Here is a 13893-nt window from a genome sequence, read left to right on the forward strand (position 1 = left end):
AGACCTCTTTGGTGCTAACGCTGCGTTTCGCTCTCCTCGTCGCGCTGCGCCTGCCCGTTTTGCTGCTTTTTTACATATTCCCTCATGAACGCACGGATGACCTGGGCTGCGGGCAGGTCCTGCGCGCGACACGCTTTCAGGAACTCTTCTCGTAGGGTGCGCTCCACACGGATGCGCATCCCGGCGTCTTTTTCCGACATCCGGGCAGTGTAACCATCGGTTACACATTTTCCTAGTTTGAATTTAGAGCCTCTCAACGTCTGCTCACAGATTCGCGCTATTCTCCTTGGTCGTGTTTATGGCAAGAAACCTGCCCTGCCGACGCTTAGTCCGTCTGTGCTTAAGCTCCATTTCGAAGCAATTGACGATGTTCAGAGCAAGTATCGTGGGAATCATGAAATAATATATCCTCCATTGTGGAATGACGATCGTGAAAGAACAGACTGTCGAGTATGAGATGAAAACAATTGATATCGCACCCTTTTCCGATATCGCCGGCGAGGATGTGGTGTCGTTCATTTTCGAACACGCACCCCGGAAGGTGACGACGCGGGTTGCCAAAGCGCTCGATCACTATGTTCGCGCAACGATGCTAATCGACCTCGATGAGGAAATGGGGGCAATTCGGCTGATTGCGGCGGAAGAGGAACTAGTCGTAGCGATTTTTGAGTGGCTGAAGCTGAATGAGGACCGGTTTCCTGAACACAGGGACTTCGTTCGCAAGTTCAAAAACCACGTCGTGAAACTGTCCTTCTATCCGACCCTGGCTCAGTTCCGCTTTATCCTAGGTGACATGCTGGCGCACGGCTTTACGATGGAAGGACTGGAGGATGTTTTGAACTGGACCGCAATGCCAGTGATCGATGGCAAGGAGATCAAGCTGGCCATCATCGATGGCAAGGGAGAAGAGCTTATCCGGCATAATCCACTTGCAGTTTCGATTTCCCGAGATGACATTCCCGATGAAAAAATCGTCGAGACCCTGCTGAAAGAATTTACCGGCTTGGTCGAAAGGCAGCAAAAGAAAACGCTGAAAGCGTTTCTTCTGGAGCGTGCTGATTTTCGTAACAAGCTACTTTACGCAAGTGATGCAGGGTCGCTGGAAATGGCAGACCGGTTGGTCGACCTCATTGACGAATTCAAGCAGACCTATCACGATCTCTTGTGGACGCTCGCCGTGCTAATCGGTGCCGAACCGGCCATCAAGCATTGGGGACTGGTCAGCCAGTTCATCGCACTTTATCGCCGCGCGCTTATCGAAGCGGGAGTGCTGCGCGCCGACAACACAGTGGCTGAAGCGGAATAGGTCGCGGGCTCGGCCAGTATTCAAACCATTACGAGTTGTATTCGGAAAGACTGGGATCAAGTAGACCTCTTTGCCATGGGATGTCGGGGAGCCTGGAAGCGTACTGACTGGTGGTGCAGCGGCCAAACGACTGCGAGTGGGTTCAGGGCGGCGCGATAGCCCCCTGATCGCATGGGTGCAGGGAGGAGCGAAATCTCCCTGCGAGTGATCAATCGGCGATACGATTGGATGGCGGGAAAGGCTCGATGCCGGGTCCCGCCACGGCTTGAGGGATGCAACGGGAGAGCGCCAGCGTCTCCCTTGCCAAGATGGTGTGGTATTACCGCACACATCTTGCGAACCGCGATAACGGCAGTTCGGGTAATACATCGCTCTTTTGAAGTTGATCTGGCGAATTCGGAATGAGGTTCACGAGCAGATCAGACAATCAACATTTCGGTTTTCCGGCCATGCTCCTGATGAGGACATGGCGACGGGCATAAGCGGCACGTTCGCGCAGGTAGAGACTCATGACCGTCTGCATTTCTGGTCTGCCAGGCTCCAGTATCGCCGCAACCTGCTCCGGGCTCATTCTCAGCACAAACAGACAGCTGAATGCCATGTCCTGCCAGTCGCGCTCCGGCTTAGGTTTCGCTTTCATATTTCCCGTGCTTTGGCCCGTATCGCTTTCAAACTTTCATAGAGCGGGCTTTTCGAACAGGAACACGCTCGATCGCGTTCCGGCTACGAAACGAAGCTGCAGTTTCGAACTTCGGTCAGCGACTCAGTTGGGGAGCCCCGCTCCATCGTCAGGAAGTTTCGGGTTTGGCGGCTTAAAACTTCCACCAGAATAGAACCCGGCGGAACCTCCGGTCACAGCGGCGATTTCAGATGCTATATTTTCGATCCTGGGGATAGGCGTAGGATTGAAGCCGGGGACAATACCCGGCGCAGCGCGCGGGCGGCCTTTGCCCATTTTTTCAATCAGCGCCTCAGAGATATCAGAAACAGTTGTTTCCAAATACTTCATTAGCGTTCTGACAAATCCGTAGTCTTCGGCTTGCGCCGGGGTCGCGGCGCTGGAGAAAATGAGGGCTAGTGACACCGAACCGGCCTGCAAATATCGTTTCATTGCGCCGCTCCAATCACCCTAAACACACCTTGCCTGATGATCTTCTTTCCTTCTTTTACAGCCAATTCAGCGGTCGCCTTCCTTTGTTTTGTGCGGATACCGTCTTTTCCCTTGAACGATTCATTATACACAAATGTCGAAAACGCCATTTCGTGGTCAGAGCATCGATCAAATGATGCATCTAGCGCATCATTTGGAATAACCGTTTCTCCCCCATTCGTTTCGAAGAAATCAGTAAACACACAGGCAGTCCAACGATCCAGTAAGGGTTTTGAACCATCAGGAAAAGGTTGCGTATCTGTGATGCACCCCGCGAGCAGGAATATAGAACCTAAAATTGATAGAATTAAAGTATTTCGTTTTGTCATTACACACTCTGTCAGCGTATTTATTTTCCATGGTACATGATGTGATTTCCTTGGACAGGAAGCAATCCTTTTTCTCGAAGGTTCTGTCGACAGTCGCTCAAGCCCGGCGTTTTCAGGCTCCAGGGCTTCCACCATCACCATGCCCTGCATGCCGCGCCATATTCGTTCAGGGCGCTTCGTCCTTCATTCTTCATAGCCGCTTTTCTCATCTCGCATAGCTTTCAGACGCTCATAAAGCGGGCTCTTTCGAGCAGGAACACGCTCGATCGCGCCCCACACGACAAAGGGACCCTCGGGGTCGTGCCCGGTGCCGCCGCATTCCTCGCAGGGTTTCATCGGCATCGTGCCGTGAACGTCGTACTCCCCCGCTCCGTCACATACGAAGCAGGGGGTGATGCGCTTCTCGTGAAGCCGTCCGTCAATGATCTTTCGTTCAGGCATTATCGGCACAGGGCCTCGTCTTTCTTTGCATCAAGGAATGAGCCGAAAACACCGCCGTTTTTGATTGCCGCATAAATTCCGCCCGGCGAAGATATCTTTTCCTGAAACAGGTCCACGGCATGGTCAGCCAGACAAGTGCAAAACGTCGTCGCGTCATCCGCGGTCATCTTATCGAAAATCTTCGACTCCGTAACGCACTCGGGCACGCCTTCCGCGATCGCTACCTCCCTGTTCACGCATTGAGCGGGCATCGGCTCTTCAAAAATCCTATTCAACTGGTTCACCGAACCGACATAACCGTCGCCGTTAATTTCAGGGTGGTGTTCCTCCACATAGTCGAGAAACTGCCCGGCGACGCAGTCGCAATCGAATACGTCCAGATTTTCGCACTTGCGTCGAATTTCTGCTTCAACCTTTCGTACGGTCGGGGAGTTGCGGCCGGCGCCTTTCACGATGGCGTGCCAACCGTCTGGAACGGACGGACCAATCTTGCCGATATCCTGATAGGGAACGGCAATCGCGGTACACTCCCCTTCCGACAATCGCTGCATACCCTGCGCCAACGTGTCATACGGGATCGCTTCCGATTGCAGCCTGTAAGAACGAAGAATGGCTTCGCTCCAATACGTTGAGACACAAACCGGCTGCTCATAGAGGTCCATGAAATAGGTGATGGATTGTTCCCCAGTGAAAATCGCGTGGCCATGAATCCGGTCGAGCGGAACAGTTTCCTCGGCCCATACGCAGGTCGCCATGGCGAACAGCGCCATGGCGATTGATGCGGATCGGAGCGTCGCCAGCAACATTCGTCGCCTCCCTGCTTCCCGGCTACTCTTTGTTGAGCGAGGGGATGGGCTGAAACTCATCCGCCATCGTGGCACCCTTTAGGGCCTTCTCGCTTTCTTTGCGCTGCTCTCCCTCCGTCCACTCCAGAGCAGCCAGTTCGCAAAGAGTACCGACAGCAAGGAGAGCCTCGGCCGCTGATTGGGAGAACACGACGCCAAAGCCTTTGACCACATCGGGCTTGGCGGAGTAGAGCGGGCTCCATTCTTCGGTTGCGCACAGTTTGTAGCCGCGCACATCCTCCCCGTTTTCGATTTTATTCAGAACGTCCTCGAGCCATGTGAAGTACCGGAACTCCGGTTCCTGTGCTCCGGCCTGTACCGTGATGAGAGAGATCAACGCCGCAAATGCGACCGCGAGTATGCGTTTCAGCGAGGACATGCTGCTTTCTCCTTTGAGATTTTGGGGTGATGTGAAACCGTTCGGGCTACCTGACGAACAACAGATAGATCAGGCCGAAGAAGGCTCCGGCGAAGGCGGCAGCCATGGCGGCCTGCAAAAGCCAGTCGATGGCATAGATGAGCCCTGCCAGCGCGACGTGACCGGCGAAAAAGCCGCCAATGGCCGCCGCCGGAAAGGCGAGCCACGCCAGCCAGCCCGCATTGAACGCGAGAATGTCAGTGGCGATCGCGGGGAAACCGATATGGAGCGCCGCCATCGCGATAATCGCTCCAAGGCAGGAGAACAGGAGAATGACAGCCGCCGGCATGTTCTCGATCAGCTTTTCGGTCGTGCGAAACGGTCTGTAACCGGCGCCAAGCGGATGAGGCTCCCCAGCCGCAGTCGCCGGTCTTTTTCGCTCGTCCTTCAGGCGCCGTTGCCTTTGGTACTCGGCACGGCCCAGCTGCCCCAGGCCTGACGTGGCATAGGGATCGCCGTTCAGTCCCCGTAGTAAATCCAGGTGATCGTTAGACATATCCGGTGGTCTCCCGTTTCTGATGCAAGAGCAACCGGCGTCGGGGATGCGATAGTCTATTGTTTCTGCGCCATTTAATTCATTGGACTACAAGATAACAATAGGGGTTCCTTTTGATATATTGCCATAAACCAAGTTTTCGTGTTGATTTTTATTCGCTTCCCTGATTCGATAGGCGAAACGACCGGCCAGCGCGGCTTTCCGCCGGATGCTCAAAAGGGACCCCTTTTGTCAGCGACCAGCCGGAGCGTTTGCCATGCACCAACCACCTGAAATAGCAACGTTTTATTTCCCGTTGCGGCCCGCATCCGGCCCACGCACAATCTTCCCATGAGGATTGGCTATGTGCGGGTGTCCGATGACGATCAAACCGAAGCGCTGCAAATGGATGCTTTGCAGGCCAGTGGCTGCGACCTGATCTATGGCGATCACGGCATTTCCGGCGCACGAGTTTGCCGCAAAGGTCTGGACCAGGTTCTCGGTGGCTTACAGTCCGGCGATACGCTGGTCGTCTGGAAACTCGATCGTCTCGGCCGGTCCACCGTGCACCTGCTTCAGCTCCTCGATGATCTGAGAGAGCGACAGGTTGATTTCATATCCGTGACGCAGGGCATCGACACGACGACGTCGGTCGGACGGATGGTCTATGGCCAGCTTGCCGTCTTCGCGGAATTCGAGCGCGAGCAAATCCGCGAGCGGACAAAGGCGGGAATGGCTGCCGCCAGACGTCGCGGAAAACATATCGGCAGACCCCGCAAGCTGACAGCTGTTCAGGTTTGTCTCGCAGCCAAACGGCTGGAAAACCAGAGCGATACGATTATTGGTATGGCAAGAGATTTCGGGGTTGCGCCTGTTACGCTCAGCAGGGCGCTGAACGCACGGCGAAATGTGAAGGTCAGTCGGGCACGGGACCTGACTTAGGCTCCTTCCATTTCATATGGGGATGCCTCACGGACATTATGCTAGCGACTATGTCGGGAAAGTGCCGTCCGTGTTCCATGGCCGTCTTTCCGGTAAAGTCAGTTATTCCAGTGTCTATCCCCTCCTGTCGAAGAAGGAACTCGGTCAGACGTTTAAGACCGCTGCCCGAAGCGGCCATCAATGGAGTTACGCCAGTCCGCTTGTCCTGATAGTTCAAAGCAGATGGATTATCTTGCAGAAGGGCCTCTACGCCTTCGATGTTGTTTTGCAGGCTCAACGATATTATTTCCGCGGGATCACGCTCTGAAATTTCGATTTCAAGAACTTCCTCGTCCTTAAGCCGGCGAATAAGCTTCTGGACCGCTTGGTTGTCATTTTGGAAGGCGATATCCCAAGGCGTTCTCAACCAGCTATCCCGCACTGCCATATGGTTGCTGCCGCGCCTGAACAGTTCTTCCGCGAGTTTCAAATGCTCAGATGATATCTCAACTTGGCCTTCCGGAAGAACCGCAACTGCATGAAGCGGCGAAAAATCCAGTCGCTCTCCGGAAAGATCGATTTCACCGCCGAGAATCTGCCACGCCAAATTCCATTTTTTTTCGAAGATAGCCAAATTTAGGCGGTAGGCGGCCATTTGTGCTTTGCTAAGGTTTTCCTTCTTGTCCATCGAATATGAATTCTACGAGTCTTCTCGACCTGTAAGGTGGCTGTTTGTCCAGCCTACCGGCCGATAATAACCCGTCATTTATAGCTGAATTATACATCTATATATTATATCCTTTGTCAAATAAATCCAAGTATTTTTCGTCATAATTATGATTCTTATAAATAACTACTCCAGTATCGTTTGGTTTATCTCTAGCCATCATCTCTCTGTCTGGTCTGCGCCCTTTTGACCAGTTCTTAAAAAGCCATTTTTCAAAACGGACCAGTTTTTCAAAAGCAACGTCGCTATCAAAATCGATCGTACCGAGGCCTGCTTCTTCTGAGAAGTTCAAGTGTGACCACTTCTTAGGTTCACGCAAACGATTGTCGATTGCTCTGAATTGCATCGCAATCGTAACTCCGTTTTCAAGATTTCGCATATGGAGTTGGAGTTGGCCATTTGTCGGTATGGCAAATCCATCAAAGAAGAATCTTTGATATTCAAACGAATAACTAAAAGATAAAACTGCCCTCATAAGATGGACATTGTGTTCAGGAACATAATCCAGCAACAAATCACATAATATCGATCTGTTATCTTCCGATGCTAATGAGTAACATCCTGAGAACGATTTCATCGTCCCTGGATCTGTGTGTCTGCGTTTCATGATGGACATATAGGATTTCGCGCATTCCACTAAGTTCTCGTCTACGAAAAATATATTCATCCCAAAGGGTGAAGCTTGCGCAATGAACTCTGCAATTTGAAAGATTGTATTCTCGTGGCAGTTTTTGCCGTTACGTAGATTGTCAATAGCTTTGGCAGATATTTTTTGCCCGTTCGCACGACGGGGTGCGTTTACTGATCTTGCGGCCGCGATACGCTTGGCAAGTTCCCAGCTTGTCCAGCGCTGTTTGAGCAGGAGGATTTCAACCTCACGCTGAACCCGTTCTCGCAGAATGTCCTTCATTGCGGTCATTGGAGAAGTCTAGGCAGAAAACGCCGGATGGGAAATCCGATGCACTCACCAAATGGGACGAAATCCCGCTCAGTTGGTGAGTGAGAATGCAGTATTTCAGGGCTTGGTCGAATGGTTTGGCCAAGAACTGAAAGGAAAAACGATGTCCAACAAAGACGCTGAGCAAGGCCGCAGGGATGCCGGAAACGGCCTGCGCCCGAACCCCAATGGCAACGCGACTTACCAGTCAGCCTTCAAGAAGGCTGGCAAGTAAGGAAGCAACCCGCCGTCCGGGCTTTGCAGAGCCCGGACGGCATCTGCCCGGCTCTGGAAAGCCGGATGCCACACAGGATCAATTGGAGACTGACCGATGCGTGACCCATTCATCATTAGCGGCGATCCGTTCTGGACGCCACATCCCGAATGCCCTTTTTGCGGAAGTCCGTGGGGCAGGTTCGTGGTGGCAAAGCCATTTACCCGGCGGTGCCGCTGCATTCCACTCGGCCCGATATACCTGGCCTGATGGGTGCAGCGATCACTAGCGCCGCTTGAGAACCCAAACCTTTGTCACTTCCTGCAACGTCCCGGCCCTTCGCCGGGGCGAACGGGAAAGGTGCGTCCAAAACCGAGGAACCATTGTCATGAAGAAGCTGATCTCGATTCTGAGCAAAGCTGCCACGCTCGTTTTAGCCGTCTTTATCGGCGTCGTTGCCACCCTTGCACTCCTGACCACCAATGAACCGATCATGGCGGTCTTCGCAGCGATGGCGGATGATATTCCTGCCCGCTTCACTGTGGACTGCCGACAGGATGCGTCCGGGCAGGTCTGGTGCCGGAAGGTGTCGCCATGACGCCGTTCCATCGTTCCACCGGTGCCATCGCCACGATCAACCTGAAGTTCGCCTATGGGATTTGCTTCGGGTTCATCGCCTGGCTGATCTGGCCGACCGGCATCAATTATTGGGGCTTCGGCCTGCTGAGCATCATGATCGCGCTTTCAGCGCTTGCCGTAACGGGCGGGGCCATTGTCACGCTTGTCAAACTGCTCGCCATCGAAAGCGCCATCCGGAATTTCTCCAGGCGTGGCCGTCAGCCCAAATCCGCAAAGCTCGCCGGTGACGACGACCTCGAACAAGCGGGGATGTTGTGATGCGCCGGTTGTTCGAGAAATATTTCCGGCGAGCTGCTGACAACCGCAAGCAGCGCAGGAAGATACAAAGTCAGATCAGACGGGTTATCGGCCTGAGCCTCAAACTCGGCAAGCCGATATTCGAACCTGACAGCACGACCTCCTGGATCGTTTACGCCGCTTCGGGTGGCGGCAAGACAACCTGTGTTGCGGTGCCCGCAGTCCAAGCCATGCTTGCCGATCATCGCCGGGCCATCGTCATCAATGATGTGAAGTCGGGCGAGATCGCATTCCAGATCGCCAATATGTGCGTCAAGTACGGACGCAAGTTCGCGGTCATCGACGACAGTTTCGTCATGGGAGCGGATTGCCCCTACCGGATCAGCATCAATCCGCTCGGCAACCTCATCGACGCCTATGAGCGAAGGGCTCCGGACCTTGCCCTGGAAGTCGAAACCGCCTCGCACACCTTTATCAAGGAACCGGAGGGAGGCGAGGACAAGAACTATTACTTCCGGCAGACGCCGCGCGAGATCATCGAACTCGCCATCCTTACCCTTCTTTCGCACAACTCGCGACTGTGCACGCCAGGTGGCCTTGCTGCATTTCTTGGCGACCCGGACGTGTGGAATCCCGCCGTCGATATCGAGGCCGAAGAAGGCGACGAACTGACCCGCTCGCGCGCCAAGCAGGTCCGGGAACTGCGCGACAACGACCCTGAGCATTACAGCCAGCACTATTTGGCCGCGCTCTCTGCCCTCCGCATCTTTCAAGTCGGCGGGCCGATGCACGAGGCCGGGCGCGATGCCGATATCACCCATGCCGAGCTGCTTCGCGAGAGTTACATCGTTTGCCTCGTACAGAACCAGAAGAATGCCGCGCGGCTCGGCACCTATTACGGCCTTCACTTCAACGCGTTTCTGAGCGCCCAGCTCTCAGGGACATGTGGGCGCACGGACATCATTCTCGATGAAGCGGCGAACACGCCCGCCAGGGATCTGATCGAAAAAGTCACGATCTTCCGCGCTTACAAATTGCGCGTCATCTATATCGCCCAGTCGCGCGCCGACATGCAGCGCCAGAACGGCGAGAAGCTGATCGCGACGCTGGAAGATAATTGTCACAAACAGTTTCTGAAGCTGGCGAATTTCGAAGAGGCCGAACGGCTGTCAAAGGCGCTCGGTGAAGTCGACAATGTCAATTTCACCCAAGCAGAGAGCTTCGAGAAGCTTGACCTAACGCGAACCCACCAGACCGGCCGGGAGCGGATGTTCCCCGCCGATGAACTGCTCGCGCTCCCGAAAGACCAGCAAATATTGCTCCTCTCTGGGGTGGGCTTCGTTCACTGCCACACCGTTCGCCAGAACATGCTGGCACCAACCTGCGGAGGACCAATCATGATCGCTCTATTCCGCAGCTTGCGTTTCTTCGTGTGGGTTGTCGTGCCGGTCGCCGCATACCTGTTCTACCAGTTCATCGGCCTGCCGCACGTCATCTGGTCCTACTCGTTCCGCGACAACGGAAGCCCGTACGATCTGTCGGTGCCGCGCTATTACACGCGCTGCACGTTTGTCGGGCCATACGGCGCCATCAACGCCCTCCCCAAGAACGGGAAGTGCGAATGGGTCCGCTTCTTCCGGGAAGAGGATGCGGGTTAATGGTTAGAGACAACTTTCAGCCACGGCGTCACCGGCCTCCACTTCAACCCGTGGCGCTCCCTCAGTTCAACACGCGTCATATGTTTCAGCACGGCCAGCACGGTGTCTTCATCGACTTCGCCGGAACGGATTTGCGCATCGCAATGCGCGCGATCCTGCAGGACCAGATTGAAGGGCGCAATCGCGGTCCAGAACTCAAGATAGCTCATCGGCTCAAGCCAGGATTCGACATCATCGATGTATCTAAAATTTTTCACGCATCGATTTTAGCGAGCACGGTTCGGCGACTGCAAATTTCATGCGGAAAACGAGGCCAGCCATGACTTCCCGGCCGCCCAACCTTTCCGATCAAATTCGCCAAACCTTCAGGCTGGCAAACCTGCGCCATGAGGCTGCAAAAAGCCTGCGCGGCGAAGATCAGGTCGCCTACAACAAAGTGAGGACCGCCTATGCGGAGCAGCGAAAGACGGAAATCCACGCCTATCAAAGCGAATATCAGACGCGGGTCGAAGCCGAGCGCAGAAGGCTGATCGACAAGGCGGGACAGAAGAACAAGAGCTACCAGCATCGCGGGATGGGAGCCGACAAGTTCGACGGCGACGCCATCACACGCCAGGCCGAGCGCAACGTCCGGCAGGATCATGAACAGACGCTCGCCCGCCTCGACCAACAGGAAACCGAAATCGTGGGCGGCATCCTGGAGCGCGCCGCGCATCGCCAAGAACAGCGCGAAACCCCCAAACGCCATTTCCAGAAAGCCGTCGACCGCCGCAGCGGCCAGGAACGCAGAACCACGCGAAGTCGAGAGTGACCGGAGGCTTTGCGAGTAATGAGCAACAGAAATCAAAGCTTATTTCAAATATTACTTGAAATATATAGGAATTAATTCATAGTATGTTCCCTGTTTGTTCTAGATAACCGAAGAAAGGAGACGGAAATGGAACACTACTACAATAATAATGAGAAGGAACGGGTCGCCAGTGCCCGCGAAAGCTTCTCAGGCCGGTTGCTCACCGACGCGCAATTCGGCGAGGCCATGGCCATCACCGGCATCATCGAGAGAGAAATCAAACGCGCAGGCGCCTTCAAGGAAAAGTTGGGCGACTATGCCCATGCCTTTGCCCGCACCGAAAGATTCGATGCGATGAAAGCCGAAACGATCCTGCGCGACCTCTTCAAGGAACGTACCGGCCAGACCATGAACCAGATGCGTGAAAGTCTGATCGAACGCGAGCAGGCAATCACCGATGATCAGCGCCAGCAGGCTTATCAGTACGCCTGCGATATCGGCGACATGATTGAGCAGGGAAACAAGCTGACATTTCATCGTGCGTGCGCGAGCCAGGCGCAAACTCTGGCGGGCGAATTGGGCGTAACCGATGTGGCCGCAAGGCGGATCATGTCGGAAGAGTTCAATGCAGCCGAAGGGTCGCAGCTCCATGAGTGGGGCAAGGAACTGGATGAACAGTTCTACCGACCTCAGGTCGAAGCCGAGAAATCCCAACGCGAACAGGAACCGCAAGCACGGCGGCAAAACCGCACGAGAACGCGCCAGCGCGCACCAAGCCGATAACAGGGCGGGAACGGATAATGACAGACCACAAGACCAAAGAAGACAAAGCGATCCCTGACGAGCCGCGTTTGCCCGCTCGCCCGACGCTCACGCTCGATGTCGCGTTGTACCAGGAGTATCTGGACGACGCCGAACTGAGCGCGGAGCAGAAGCAGGAATTCATCGAGACGCTCTGGAACATCATCGTCGCCTTTGTCGATCTTGGCTTTGGAATCGACTCCGTTCAGACTGTTCTCGATGAAGCTGAACATGGAGATGATGTTGGCGCATTGCCAACGATCTCCGGTTCGGCGTTGTCGGAAAAATTCGATCATTCAAGAGACAAAAAGGAGAAGTCCGGAAAGGCAGTCCAGCCATGAACTATGAATACGGCCCCCGACACGGTGTCACCAAGGCGGTGATTTATTGCCGCGTATCGTCCAAGGCGCAGGTGCGCCGTGGCGACGGACTCGGATCGCAGGAAACGCGGTGCCGCCAGTATGCGGAAAGCCGCGCCTATTCGATCGAGCAGGTCTTCACCGACGACCTGACCGGGCAAAGGATCGACCGTCCCGGCGTCAATGCGCTGCTGACCTTCCTGCGCAAGAACCGCAACGATCCGCACGTCGTCATCATCGATGAACTGTCGCGCTTTGCGCGCAAGGTTCCCGTCCACTTCGAACTGCGCGAGGAGATACGGCAGGCTGGCGGAATTCTCGAATGCCCGTCAATGGAGTTCAAGGACGATGCCGACAGCGAGTTCAACGAATATATACAGGCTTCGGCTGCGCAATATCAGGCGCGCAAGAACGCCGAACAAACCCTCAACCGCATGAAGGCAAGATGCTTTAACGGCTATTGGGTGTTCCAACCGCCAATCGGATACCGATACGAAAAGCAATCCGGACACGGCAAACTGCTGGTGCGCGACGAACCGAACGCCTCCATCATTCAGGAAGCATTGGAAGGCTATGCGTCAGGCAGGTTCGACACACAGGCCGAGGTGAAGCGTTTCCTCGAAAGCCAGCCGGAGTTTCCGAAGGACCTGCCGAACGGGCAAATCCGCAATCAGCGGGTCAAGGACATCCTCGTCCGCTCGGTCTACGCCGGATATCTTGAAGTACCCAACTGGGACATTCCGCTCCGCCAAGCGCGGCACGTCGGACTGATCAGTCTCGAAACGCATCAAAAGATACAAGACCGTCTGACGGGCGGCGCACGCGTGCCCGCGCGCAAAGACATCAATGCCGACTTCCCGCTTCGCGGTTTCGTATTATGTGGTGACTGCCACAAACCTCTCACGGCCTGCTGGTCGAAGAGCAAGACCGGCAAACGTCACCCCTATTATCTCTGCTACAATCGGGAATGCGAAAGCCATCGCAAATCCATTCCGCGCGACCGGCTCGAAACGGACTTCGAAAAACTGCTGCGCAAACTCGGCCCCACCGAGTCGGTCTTCAAGATGGCCAGGGCCATGTTCAAGCAGGCATGGAACATTCGCCTGGGGCAGGCAGAAGAACGCCAGAAAGCAATTGGCCGTGACATCGTCAAAGCCGACCGCCAGATTGAACAGCTTGTCGATCGCATCGTCGATTCCGAGAGTGCGACCGCCGTCAAAGCCTATGAGCAACGGCTGGCGAAGCTGGAAAAGCAAAAGCTCGTTTTGAGCGAAAAACTGAAAAAAGGCACAGGGCCGAAACGCACCTTTGAGGAAATGTTCGAACTCGCCATGGGTTTCCTGTCAAACCCTTGGAATCTTTGGACTTCTGAGCACTTGGCGGACAAGAGAACCGTGCTCAAACTGGCGTTTTCGGACCGATTGGCATACCAGCGAAATGAGGGGTTTCGAACCCCGCAAGTCTCTGTTCCGTTTGAGTTTTTTCGAAATTTTACGGGAAAATGTGAAATGGCGCACCCGACAGGATTCGAACCTGTGACCTCTGCCTTCGGAGGGCAGCGCTCTATCCAGCTGAGCTACGGGTGCTTCGCGCAGCTCGTCCCATACCAAAGCGGTGCGTGCGCGTCCAACCCAAATTGACCGCAC

The 13893-nt window shown here is 54.8% G+C and carries 19 protein-coding genes, 1 tRNA gene and 1 pseudogene; 9 read left to right on the forward strand and 12 right to left on the reverse strand.

The features are described from left to right. Positions 1–14 precede the first annotated feature (14 nt). On the reverse strand, positions 15–200 hold the full coding sequence (locus E0E05_RS03715) for a hypothetical protein (protein WP_046281673.1): 186 nt from the start codon (positions 198–200) through the stop codon (positions 15–17). 230 nt (positions 201–430) lie between these two features. On the opposite strand from E0E05_RS03715, the gene E0E05_RS03720 reads away from it, so the two are divergent. Then, the gene (locus tag E0E05_RS03720) at positions 431–1306 is read left to right on the forward strand and encodes a hypothetical protein (protein ID WP_131615499.1); all 876 of its coding nucleotides are present in this window, start codon (positions 431–433) and stop codon (positions 1304–1306) included. Between the two features lie 763 nt (positions 1307–2069). On the opposite strand, the gene E0E05_RS03725 is transcribed toward E0E05_RS03720, so the two are convergent. Genes E0E05_RS03725 through E0E05_RS03750 form a run of 6 tightly spaced genes read right to left on the reverse strand, consistent with a single transcriptional unit; the run spans position 2070 to position 4985 of the window. Then, positions 2070–2417, reverse strand: a complete 348-nt coding sequence (locus tag E0E05_RS03725; protein ID WP_131615500.1) for a hypothetical protein — start codon at positions 2415–2417, stop codon at positions 2070–2072. Then, complete coding sequence (locus E0E05_RS03730; protein WP_131615501.1) at positions 2414–2935, reverse strand: hypothetical protein; 522 nt, start codon at positions 2933–2935, stop codon at positions 2414–2416. Before E0E05_RS03730 ends, E0E05_RS03725 begins: the two co-directional genes overlap by 4 nt. Positions 2936–2968: 33 nt before the next feature. Further along, complete coding sequence (locus E0E05_RS03735) at positions 2969–3226, reverse strand: hypothetical protein (protein WP_131615502.1); 258 nt, start codon at positions 3224–3226, stop codon at positions 2969–2971. Beyond that, entirely contained in the window at positions 3226–4032 is an 807-nt protein-coding gene (locus tag E0E05_RS03740) for a hypothetical protein (RefSeq protein ID WP_131615503.1), read from the reverse strand. The genes E0E05_RS03735 and E0E05_RS03740 overlap by 1 nt, the downstream gene beginning before the upstream one ends. A 22-nt stretch (positions 4033–4054) precedes the next feature. Further along, entirely contained in the window at positions 4055–4450 is a 396-nt protein-coding gene (locus E0E05_RS03745; protein WP_131615504.1) for a hypothetical protein, read from the reverse strand. A gap of 46 nt (positions 4451–4496) precedes the next feature. Further along, positions 4497–4985 carry a hypothetical protein gene (locus tag E0E05_RS03750; RefSeq protein WP_131615505.1) on the reverse strand — a complete coding sequence of 163 codons (489 nt, stop codon included), beginning with the start codon at positions 4983–4985 and terminating at the stop codon, positions 4497–4499. A 330-nt stretch (positions 4986–5315) separates the two neighbouring features. Between E0E05_RS03750 and E0E05_RS03755 the strand changes: the two genes are divergently transcribed. Continuing rightward, on the forward strand, positions 5316–5906 hold the full coding sequence (locus tag E0E05_RS03755) for a recombinase family protein (protein ID WP_192900434.1): 591 nt from the start codon (positions 5316–5318) through the stop codon (positions 5904–5906). On the opposite strand, the gene E0E05_RS03760 is transcribed toward E0E05_RS03755, so the two are convergent. Further along, a complete protein-coding gene (locus E0E05_RS03760; RefSeq protein WP_131615506.1) occupies positions 5881–6573 on the reverse strand; it encodes an ankyrin repeat domain-containing protein in 693 nt (230 codons plus the stop codon). The two genes, E0E05_RS03755 and E0E05_RS03760, sit on opposite strands and share 26 nt — an antisense overlap. Before the next feature lie 97 nt (positions 6574–6670). Continuing rightward, positions 6671–7522 carry a hypothetical protein gene (locus tag E0E05_RS03765; protein ID WP_131615507.1) on the reverse strand — a complete coding sequence of 284 codons (852 nt, stop codon included), beginning with the start codon at positions 7520–7522 and terminating at the stop codon, positions 6671–6673. Between the two features lie 629 nt (positions 7523–8151). On the opposite strand from E0E05_RS03765, the gene E0E05_RS03770 reads away from it, so the two are divergent. Genes E0E05_RS03770 through E0E05_RS03780 form a run of 3 tightly spaced genes read left to right on the forward strand, consistent with a single transcriptional unit; the run spans position 8152 to position 10297 of the window. Then, positions 8152–8361 carry a hypothetical protein gene (locus E0E05_RS03770; RefSeq protein WP_131615508.1) on the forward strand — a complete coding sequence of 70 codons (210 nt, stop codon included), beginning with the start codon at positions 8152–8154 and terminating at the stop codon, positions 8359–8361. Further along, complete coding sequence (locus tag E0E05_RS03775) at positions 8358–8660, forward strand: hypothetical protein (protein WP_131615509.1); 303 nt, start codon at positions 8358–8360, stop codon at positions 8658–8660. Before E0E05_RS03770 ends, E0E05_RS03775 begins: the two co-directional genes overlap by 4 nt. Then, a complete protein-coding gene (locus E0E05_RS03780; protein WP_131615510.1) occupies positions 8660–10297 on the forward strand; it encodes a type IV secretory system conjugative DNA transfer family protein in 1638 nt (545 codons plus the stop codon). The genes E0E05_RS03775 and E0E05_RS03780 overlap by 1 nt, the downstream gene beginning before the upstream one ends. Here E0E05_RS03780 and E0E05_RS03785 read toward each other — a convergent pair. Beyond that, positions 10294–10506 (reverse strand): hypothetical protein, encoded by a 213-nt coding sequence (locus E0E05_RS03785; protein ID WP_131615511.1) that lies wholly within the window; start codon positions 10504–10506, stop codon positions 10294–10296. The two genes, E0E05_RS03780 and E0E05_RS03785, sit on opposite strands and share 4 nt — an antisense overlap. A 110-nt stretch (positions 10507–10616) precedes the next feature. Here E0E05_RS03785 and E0E05_RS03790 point away from each other — a divergent pair, with 110 nt between their 5' ends. The 4 genes and pseudogenes from E0E05_RS03790 to E0E05_RS17880 form a co-directional block, all read left to right on the forward strand. Further along, complete coding sequence (locus E0E05_RS03790; RefSeq protein ID WP_131615512.1) at positions 10617–11108, forward strand: hypothetical protein; 492 nt, start codon at positions 10617–10619, stop codon at positions 11106–11108. Positions 11109–11234: 126 nt separating this feature from the next. Continuing rightward, entirely contained in the window at positions 11235–11870 is a 636-nt protein-coding gene (locus E0E05_RS03795; protein ID WP_131615513.1) for a hypothetical protein, read from the forward strand. A gap of 17 nt (positions 11871–11887) precedes the next feature. Further along, positions 11888–12229, forward strand: coding sequence for a hypothetical protein (locus E0E05_RS03800; RefSeq protein WP_131615514.1), 342 nt, complete (start codon positions 11888–11890; stop codon positions 12227–12229). Further along, positions 12226–13218, forward strand: a pseudogene (locus E0E05_RS17880) (recombinase family protein); the annotation flags it as partial. The gene E0E05_RS03800 and the pseudogene E0E05_RS17880, both read left to right, overlap by 4 nt. Here E0E05_RS17880 and E0E05_RS17620 read toward each other — a convergent pair. After that, positions 13123–13503 (reverse strand): hypothetical protein, encoded by a 381-nt coding sequence (locus E0E05_RS17620; protein ID WP_131615515.1) that lies wholly within the window; start codon positions 13501–13503, stop codon positions 13123–13125. The pseudogene E0E05_RS17880 and the gene E0E05_RS17620 sit on opposite strands and share 96 nt — an antisense overlap. 253 nt (positions 13504–13756) lie before the next feature. Beyond that, positions 13757–13833 (reverse strand) — tRNA-Arg (locus tag E0E05_RS03815). Positions 13834–13893: the final 60 nt, after the last annotated feature.

Origin of the sequence: Roseitalea porphyridii (assembly GCF_004331955.1) — a bacterium.
In the GTDB taxonomy this organism is placed as follows: Bacteria; Pseudomonadota; Alphaproteobacteria; order Rhizobiales; family Rhizobiaceae; genus Roseitalea; species Roseitalea porphyridii.